Origin of the sequence: Streptomyces sp. NPDC012835 (assembly GCF_042900885.1) — a bacterium.
GTDB lineage: Bacteria > Actinomycetota > Actinomycetes > Streptomycetales > Streptomycetaceae > Streptomyces.
Window position 1 is genome coordinate 1,814,183 of the sequence record NZ_JBIBBW010000001.1, and the last position, 9,419, is coordinate 1,823,601.

The window sequence follows — 9,419 nt, forward strand, 5'->3', positions numbered from 1 at the left end:
CTCCTCGCCCCGGCGCGGAGCGTCCCCTGTTCGCGAGGCCCGGTGTCACACCGGGCGCCGCCCCAGAGGACGACTCCCTTACGCCGTCCGTCCTTGTGCCGGTCATCGTAGCCGCACCCCGCCCGTCGCCACACCCTGTCACGGTGATGTCACTGTGCTCGAAGCGGAAACGTCACGGAAGCCCAGAAGGTTCCCCGAATACCGGTGGCTCACACGCCCGCGGACGCGGTGGGACCTCATCGCGATCCGATCGTCACGCGGTTCGGTCACTCGCCGTGCATCCACCGCTCCATCACCGACAGCAGGTGATCCGGATCGACGGGCTTCGTCACATAGTCGGAAGCCCCGGCGTCCAGGGCCTTCTCCTTGTCGCCCTTCATCGCCTTCGCGGTGAGCGCGATGATGGGCAGCCCGGCGAACTGCGGCATCCGCCGGATCGCCGTCGTCGTCGCGTACCCGTCCATCTCCGGCATCATGATGTCCATCAGAACGACCGTCACATTGTCGTGCTGCTCTAGGACTTCGATGCCCTCGCGGCCGTTCTCCGCGTACAGCACCGACAGACCGTGCTGTTCCAGCACGCTGGTGAGAGCGAAGACGTTGCGGATGTCGTCGTCGACAATGAGCACCTTCTCGCCGGTGAACATGAAAGCGCGCCTCTCGGCGGGTGCCTCGTCGGCCGCTTCGTCCGAAGCCTCCTGACGCCCGGACGCGGCGGCGCCCACCGTCCACGGGCCGCCGCCCCCGGACGGCTCCCCGGCGGGCCTCTCAGCAGCCACTGGAGCGTCCTCCCACGCCTGACCGCCCTGCACCGGCCCGGCCGCCGCCCCGGCGTCGCGCTCCGCCGACCCCGCGCCCACGCCCTTGCGGCGGCGCCTGAACAGCGCCGCGGGGCCCGGCAGCTCCGCGGGGTGCGACGCCTCCGGCCAGGTCTGTCCCAGCGTCTCGTCCGTGGTGTCGTCCGCCACCCGGGGCTGCGGCTGCCTGCCGGCCGGCGACAGCTGCGGGTAGCCCTGCGGGGGCAGTTGGCTCGGGTGCAGCGGCAGGTAGAGAGTGAAGGTCGAGCCGCGCCCCGGCTCGCTCGCCGCGTGGATCTCACCACCGAGCAACCGCGCGATCTCACGGCTGATGGACAGACCCAGCCCCGTACCGCCGTACTTCCGGCTCGTCGTGCCGTCGGCCTGCTTGAACGCCTCGAAGATCACGCGCATCTTGCTCGCCGCGATTCCGATGCCCGTGTCGGTCACCGAGAACGCGATCAGGTCCCCGTCCGCGTCGCGCAGCGAACCGGCCTCCAGGAGCTGCTCCCTGATGGCGTCCGGCACATCCGTGCCCGCCGGCCGGATCACCAGCTCCACCGCGCCGCCGTCGGTGAACTTCACCGCGTTGGACAGCAGGTTGCGCAGGACCTGGAGCAGCCGCTGCTCGTCGGTGTGCAGCGTCGCGGGCAGCTCGGGCGAGACCCGTACCGAGAAGTCGAGTCCCTTCTCCGCCGTGAGCGGCCGGAACGTCGCCTCCACATAGTCGACCAGCTGGACCAGGGCGATACGGGTCGGACTCACGTCCATCTTGCCCGCCTCGACCTTCGACAGATCGAGGATGTCGTTGATCAGCTGAAGCAGGTCCGACCCCGCGCCGTGGATCGTCTCCGCGAACTCCACCTGCTTCGGGGAGAGATTCGACTCCGCGTTGTCCGCCAGCAGCTTCGCCAGGATCAGCAGCGAGTTGAGCGGCGTACGCAGCTCGTGCGACATGTTCGCCAGGAACTCGGACTTGTAACGCATCGAGACCGCGAGCTGCTCAGCCCGCTCCTCCAACACCTGCCTGGCCTCTTCGATCTCGGTGTTCTTCACCTCGATGTCGCGGTTCTGCTGCGCCAGCAGCTCGGCCTTGTCCTCCAGCTCCGCGTTGGACTCCTGGAGGGCCTTCTGCCGGTTCTCCAGCTCCGCCGACCGCTCCCGCAGCTGCTCCGTCAACTCCTGCGACTGCTTCAGCAGCACCTCGGTCTTCGAGTTGACGCTGATGGTGTTGACGCTGGTCGCGATCATCTCGGCGATCTGGTTGAGGAAGTCCCGCTGGATCTGGGTGAACGGCTGGAACGACGCCAGCTCGATCACTCCGAGGACCTTGCCCTCGAAGAGCACCGGAAGCACGATCACATGCGCCGGGGACGCCTCCCCCAGTCCGGACGAGATCTTCAGATACCCGGGCGGCACCTTGACCTGGATGGTGCGCTTCTCCTCGGCCGCCGTGCCGATGAGCGTCTCGCCCGGCCGGAAGGAGGTCGGCATCGAGCCCGCCGAGTAGCCGTAACTGCCGCGCATGCACAGCTCGTACGAACCGTCCCGGCCCACATCCGTACCCACCTGGGGCACCGAGCCCGTCTGCATCGCCAGGAAGAACGCGCCGTGCTGCGCCGAGACCACCGGCGTCAGCTCGCTCATGATCAGCGAGGCCACGTCCTCCAGGTCGCGCCGCCCCTGCATCAGACCGGAGATCCGGGCGAGGTTGCCCTTCAGCCAGTCCTGCTCCTCATTGGCGAGGGTGGTGTCCCGGAGATTGGCGATCATCGTATTGATGTTGTCCTGGAGGACCTGGATCTCGCCCGCCGCGTCGACGTCGATCTTGAGGTTCAGATCGCCCCTGGTCACCGCCGTGGCCACGGCGGCGATGGCCCGTACCTGACGGGTCAGGTTCCCGGCCATCTCGTTCACCGATTCGGTGAGGTCGCGCCAGGTCCCGTCGACGTCCCGCACCCGCGCCTGACCGCCCAGCTGGCCGTCCGTGCCCACCTCACGGGCCACCCTGGTGACCTGGTCGGCGAACGAGGAGAGCTGGTCGACCATCGTGTTGATGGTGTTCTTCAGCTTAAGGATCTCCCCGCGCGCGTCGATGTCGATCTTCTTGGTGAGATCGCCCTTGGCGATGGCGGTGGTGACCGTCGCGATCTGGCGCACCTGGCCGGTCAGGTTGGACGCCATCGAGTTCACGGACTCGGTGAGGTCCTTCCACGTGCCGGAGACGCCGGGCACCCGGGCCTGGCCGCCCAGCTCGCCCTCGGTGCCCACCTCGCGCGCGACGCGCGTCACCTCGTCCGCGAACGACGACAGCGTCGTCACCATCGTGTTGACGGTGTCGGCCAGCTCCGCGACCTCGCCGCGTGCCTCGACCGTCACCTTCTTGGTCAGATCGCCGTTGGCCACGGCCGAGGAGACGCGCGAGATGTTGCGCACCTGGCTGGTCAGGTTGTTGGCCATGGTGTTGACGTTGTCGCTGAGGTCCTTCCAGATCCCGGTGACGCCCCGAACCCTGGCCTGGCCACCCAGGATGCCTTCCGTACCCACCTCACGGGCGACACGCGTCACCTCGTCGGCGAAGTTCAGCAGCTGGTCGACCATCGTGTTGACGGTCGTCACCAGATCGAGGATCTCGCCCCGGGCGTCGACGGTGATCTTCTTCGACAGATCGCCCTTGGCGACGGCCGTGGTGACCTCGGCGATATTGCGCACCTGCGAGGTCAGATTGTTCGCCATGAAGTTGACGGACTGCGTCAGGTCCTTCCAGGTGCCCGAGACGCCCTGCACCTCGGCCTGCCCGCCGAGGATGCCCTCCGTACCCACCTCGCGGGCCACGCGGGTCACCTGCTCGGCGAAGTTGGACAGCTGATCCACCATGGTGTTCAGGGTGTTCTTCAGCTCAAGGATCTCGCCGCGCGCGTCCACGTCGATCTTCTGCGAGAGGTCCCCCCGCGCCACCGCCGTGGCGACCTGGGCGATGTTGCGGACCTGATCCGTCAGGTTGCCGGCCATGCCGTTCACGGAGTCGGTCAGGTCACGCCAGACCCCGGCGACGCCGGGCACCTGCGCCTGACCGCCGAGCCGGCCGTCCGTGCCCACCTCGCGCGCGACCCTGGTGACCTGTTCGGCGAAGGCCGAGAGCTGGTCGACCATCGTGTTGATCGTGTTCTTCAGCTCAAGGATCTCGCCACGCGCGTCCACGTCGATCTTCTGCGACAGATCCCCCCGCGCCACCGCCGTGGTCACCTGCGCGATGTTACGGACCTGATCGGTGAGGTTCCCCGCCATGAAGTTGACGGAGTCGGTCAGCTCCTTCCACGTACCGCTGACGCCGTCGACCCGCGCCTGACCACCGAGCCGGCCCTCCGTCCCCACGTCCCGGGCCATGACCGTCACCTGGTCGGCGAACGAGGACAGCTGCGCCACCATCGTGTTGACGGTGTTCTTCAGCTCCAGCATCTCGCCCGCGACATCCACGGTGACCTTCTGCGACAGATCGCCGTTCGCGACCGCCGTGGTCACCTGCGCGATGTCCCGCACCTGACCGGTGAGGTTACGGAAGGCGGTGTTGACGGAGTCCGTCAGGTCCTTCCACGTCCCCGCCGCCCCGGGCACCTCCGCCTGACCGCCCAGCCGGCCCTCGACACCGACCTCCCGCGCCACGCGCGTGACCTCGGAACCGAACGACTGGAGCTGGTCCACCATCGTGTTGACGGTGTTCTTCAGCTCCAGCATCTCCCCGGCGACATCCACGGTGACCTTCTGCGACAGGTCCCCGTTCGCGACCGCCGTCGTCACCTGCGCGATGTCCCGCACCTGACCGGTGAGATTGCGGAAGGCGGTGTTGACGGAGTCCGTCAGGTCCTTCCACGTCCCCGCCGCCCCCGGCACCTGCGCCTGACCACCGAGCAGCCCCTCGGCCCCGACCTCGCTCGCGACCCTGGTCACCTCGTCGGCGAAGGTGCGCAGCGTCTCGGTCATCTGGTTGATCGTCTCGGCGAGCTGCGCCATCTCGCCGCGCGCGCTCACCGTGACCTTCTGCGACAGGTCACCGCTGGCGACCGCCGTCGTCACCTCGGCGATGCCCCGCACCTGGCTCGTCAGGTTCCCGGCCATCGTGTTCACCGAATCGGTGAGGTCCTTCCAGACCCCGGCGACCCCCGGCACGGTCGCCTGACCACCCAGCTCGCCCTCGGTGCCCACCTCCCGGGCCACCCTGGTGACCTCGGAGGAGAAAGAGGACAGCTGATCCACCATGGTGTTGACGGTGTTCTTCAGCTGGAGCATCTCGCCGGCCACATGGACGGTGACCTTGCGCGACAGATCGCCCTTGGCGACGGCCGTCGTGACGAGCGCGATGTCACGCACTTGAGCGGTCAACCGGTAGGCCATCGTGTTGACGGAGTCCGTGAGGTCCTTCCACGACCCGGACATTCCGCGCACCTTGGCCTGGCCCCCGAGCTTGCCCTCGGTACCGACCTCCAGCGCCACCCGGGTCACCTCGTCGGTGAAAGCGGAGAGCTGGTCGACCAGGTTGTTGACCGTACGGGCCACCTTAAGGAACTCGCCGCGCAACGGCCGCTCCGGGCCCTCCGACGACTGGGAGCGCAACTCCATGCGCTGCTCCAGATCGCCGTCCGCGACCGCGGAGAGCACCCGGCCCACCTCGGAGACGGGCCGCGCCAGATCGTCCACCAGGGCGTTCGACGCGTCGATCGCGGCTGCCCAGGAGCCCTCGCAGGTCCCGGTCTCCAGCCGCTCCGTGAGCTTTCCCTCGCGCCCGACGACGCGCCGTACGCGGGCCAGTTCCCCGGTGAGGTGCAGATTGCGGTCGGCGACCTCGTTGAAGACGGCGGCGATCTCCGCCATCACGTCGTCGCCCGAGACCGTCAGGCGTTTACGGAAGTTCCCGTCCCGCATCGACTCCAGAGCCGTCAGCAGCCTGCTGAGCTCACCCGCGTCCACCTCGACGGTCCCGCCGCCGCTTCGGGACCGTCCGCCTTTCGCGCGCGTGCTCGTGCCACGCGCCGCCGTGCCAGACTCCACCGTGTCCCTCCCGCAGGGGTTTCCGTACTGCCCGAGCCTTCTCCGCAAGCTTGCCCAGTGTTTCACTGCGACTCACTGCCACCATCAACAGTTGGCGCGTGACCACGCGAGCGTCAAATCGTTGAAGCCTACAAGGGCGGTGATGTCGTCGGCCCCACCGCGGGGTCCGGTGAGACGGCCCCACCCCCTCGCGCACCCCCCTTCAGAGGTTCCGCTCCCGGCCGCGGACCGCACAGGGCTCCACCGAGTCGGGACTCCGTCACACGTGGCCCTGGCCGACCGTCTAGCCTGGCAAGCGAATCGAAGCCGCGAGAAACGGGCACAGAACTCGGGGGAGCGACGAAAGACCAATGGGGAGTGCTGTGATCACCGCGCGTGCGGCTGCCACCTTCGACCCGGTAGGGCGGTCCGTGGCGACGGCCCGCGCCTTTGTCCGTGACACGCTCCAGGGGTGGGGATACTCGGATGTCGTCGACGACGCCGTCGTGCTCACCAGCGAACTCGTCACCAACGCCGTCATCCACGCCGGCACCGCGGCCGATGTCCTCTGTCTGCGCACCGAGGACGGCGTCCGTATCGAGGTGGCGGACCGCTACCCGGAGCGCGAGGTACCCGTCCAGGCGTCGGGCCGGGCCTTCGCCTCTCCCGACCAGGAGAACGGCCGGGGGTTGCTGCTGTGCGCCGCCCTCGCCTCCCGCTGGGGTGTCGAGTACACGCCAACCTTGAAGCAGGTGTGGTTCCAGCTGGAGCTTCCCCAGCGGCAAGTGGGCACCCGCTCGTCCGGGCCCGTTCTCCCCACCGGCCTGCTGCCCGTCGCCGACGAACGCGTCAGGGTCGCCGTCGTGCAGATCGACCGCGGTGGCACGGTGGTCAACTGGAACGAGGACGCGGAGAGCATCTTCGGATACGCCGCCGAGAAGGTCATCGGAAAACCCCTCGCCGACATCGCCGCCTGGCCGCAAACCCCCGGTATCGGCACCGGTTTCGTCGAGGCGCTCCAGCTCTCCCGGTGGGAGGGAAGTTACGGCATCAGGGGCGCCGACGGCCGTGTCATCCCCGTGTACGCCACCCACCTGCGGGTCCGCGACACCCACGGCGAGCCCTCCACCGTCTGTCTTCTCGTCCGGGACTACGAACGCGCCGTCATCCAGACGCCCTTGCGCACCCCCGTCACCGAGGCGGGCGCGGAGAGCCGCGCGGCGGACCCCTTCGAGGTCTTCATCGGCTCCCCCGCCCCCGACGATCTCGACGGGCTCCTCCAGCGCACGGTCGAACGGGCCCGCGACATGCTCGACGGCGACTCGGCCTTCCTGCTGCTCGCGACGGACGACGAGACGGAGCTGGAGGTGCGGGCCTCCACCGGACTGCCCTCCGCCCGCCAGCGGTTCGCCCGCGTTCCGGTGGAAGCCGGCACGGGACGGTACGGCTCGGCGCGGATGCCGGCCGTCCACGAGGACCTCACGGCCGTCCCCGGCGCCGTCCCACTGCTCGACAACACCGGGATGCGTTCCGTCGTCACCGTCCCGCTCAAGGTCGAGGGCCGGCTCACGGGATCGCTGGGCGTCGCCGCCGAGGGCGCCGGGCGCTACTCGAACGAGGAGGCGCTGCGCCTCCAGTTCGCCGCGGACCGTATCGCCCTGGCCGTCGAATCGGCCCGGCTCGGTGAGCTGGAGCGGCTCCGGCGCGGTTCCCTCTCCTTCCTCGTGGAGGCGTCCGACCTCCTGGCGGGCACCCTGGACCGCGATCAGACGCTCGCGCTGATGGCGCAGATGACCGTCCCGACCCTGGCGACCTGGTGCGCGGTCTACACGATCGCGGACCAGGCGTCGGACCCGTACCTCTCCTACGTGCTGCACGAGGACGAGGACCGCATCGACGGTCTCAAGGCGCTCCTCTCCAAGATCGACCCGCCGGAGCCGGTGCCGGCCCCCGGCGCCCGCGTCTGGACCGCCCCGGCGGACGCCGCCCATCAGGCGGCGCTGCGTACCTCCATGCGCGATCTGAGCAGAAACGCCGAGAACTCGTCGTCGAGCGTCGGCACCACGCTGGCCACGGCCGCGGCGGTCGGCGGCGAGACCGTGGTCCTGCCGCTGGTGGCGCGCAACCGCGTCATCGGCATGCTGACGCTCGGCAAGCCCTCCGACGACCACTTCCGCCAGGAGATCCTGGAACTCGCCGAGGACCTTTCCCGCCGAGCGGCGCTCGCCCTCGACAACGCCCGCCTGTATTCGGAGCGCACAGCCATCAGCCAGGCTCTCCAGCGCAGTCTGCTGCCGCCGGGGCTGCCCCAGGTGCCCGGCGTCGAGGTCGACGTGATCTACCGCGCGGCCGGCGAGGGCAACGAGGTCGGCGGCGACTTCTACGACCTGTTCCCGATCGGGGACGACGCCTACGGCTTCGCCATCGGAGATGTCTGCGGTACGGGCCCGGAGGCCGCGGCGGTCACCGGCCTGGCCCGCCACGCGTTGCGTCTGCTGGCCCGCGAGGGGTTCAGCGGCCCGGCGGTCCTGGAGCGGCTGAACGCGGCGATCCTGGACGAGGGTTCCCGCAGCCGCTTCCTGACGCTTCTCTATGGCGAGTTGTGGCCACAGGAAGATGGCAGCGCGTTGCTCAAGGTGGTCTGTGCCGGTCATCCGCTCCCGCTCCGGCTGCGCCAGGACGGCACCGTGGAGCCGGCCGCCGAACCGCAGCCGTTGCTGGGCGTCATGGAAGATCTGGAGCTGTACGAGCAGTCGGTGACCCTGGACCCGGGGGACGTCCTCCTGTGCGTCACCGACGGCGTCACGGAGCGCAGGGAGGGCACTCGCATGCTGGGCGACGACGGCCTGGCCGAGGTCCTGACGACCTGTACGGGTCTCACGGCCGGCGCGGTCGCCTCGCGCGTGCTGCGGGCCGTGGAGCGCTTCGCGGCCGAGCCGGCCTCGGACGACATGGCCATCCTCGCCATGCGGGTACCGGAACCGCTTCCGTCCGACCCGCGCTGAGCGGACAACGAGAAAGGCCCCCGCCGAATGGCGGGGGCCTTTCTCTTGTTGAGCCCCAATACGGAATCGAACCGTAGACCTTCTCCTTACCATGGAGACGCTCTACCGACTGAGCTATTGGGGCGCGGCAACAAGAAGAAGCATACCCGATGATCAGGTGTGCTCAATACCGGTCCGTCTTGCTGCTCCTCCGTCTGCTCCTACCGCCGGCGACGGAGGACAAGGCCGGGGTGGGCGGATGGGGGTGCACTGCCGCTTCTGTCCCTGAACGCAGAAATGCCCCGCACCAGATACCTGGTGCGGGGCATTCCCACAATGATTGTTCGGCGGCGTCCTACTCTCCCACAGGGTCCCCCCTGCAGTACCATCGGCGCTGTGAGGCTTAGCTTCCGGGTTCGGAATGTAACCGGGCGTTTCCCTCACGCAATGACCACCGAAACACTATGAAGATATGAACCAGCTGGATAACAACACGGCTGTTCGTTACTTCAGAACTAACACAGTGGACGCGAGCAACTGAGGACAAGCCCTCGGCCTATTAGTACCAGTCAGCTCCAACCGTTACCGGTCTTCCACATCTGGCCTATCAACC

Annotated in this window: 2 protein-coding genes, 1 tRNA gene and 2 rRNA genes; 1 reads left to right on the forward strand and 4 read right to left on the reverse strand. The window is 68.5% G+C overall.

Annotation, left to right across the window (positions count from 1 at the left end; translation table 11 throughout):
- Positions 1–266 precede the first annotated feature (266 nt).
- Positions 267–5,843: a HAMP domain-containing protein gene (locus ACFY6S_RS07435; protein ID WP_388823835.1), complete on the reverse strand. Its 5,577-nt coding sequence runs from the start codon at positions 5,841–5,843 to the stop codon at positions 267–269.
- A 350-nt stretch (positions 5,844–6,193) separates the two neighbouring features.
- Here ACFY6S_RS07435 and ACFY6S_RS07440 point away from each other — a divergent pair, with 350 nt between their 5' ends.
- Entirely contained in the window at positions 6,194–8,827 is a 2,634-nt protein-coding gene (locus ACFY6S_RS07440) for a SpoIIE family protein phosphatase (RefSeq protein WP_388823837.1), read from the forward strand.
- A 51-nt stretch (positions 8,828–8,878) separates the two neighbouring features.
- Here ACFY6S_RS07440 and ACFY6S_RS07445 read toward each other — a convergent pair.
- The 3 genes from ACFY6S_RS07445 to ACFY6S_RS07455 all read right to left on the reverse strand — a co-directional run.
- Positions 8,879–8,951 (reverse strand) — tRNA-Thr (locus ACFY6S_RS07445).
- 197 nt (positions 8,952–9,148) lie between these two features.
- Positions 9,149–9,265 (reverse strand): 5S ribosomal RNA (gene rrf / locus ACFY6S_RS07450).
- 80 nt (positions 9,266–9,345) lie between these two features.
- Positions 9,346–9,419, reverse strand: a 23S ribosomal RNA gene (locus ACFY6S_RS07455); the annotation flags it as partial.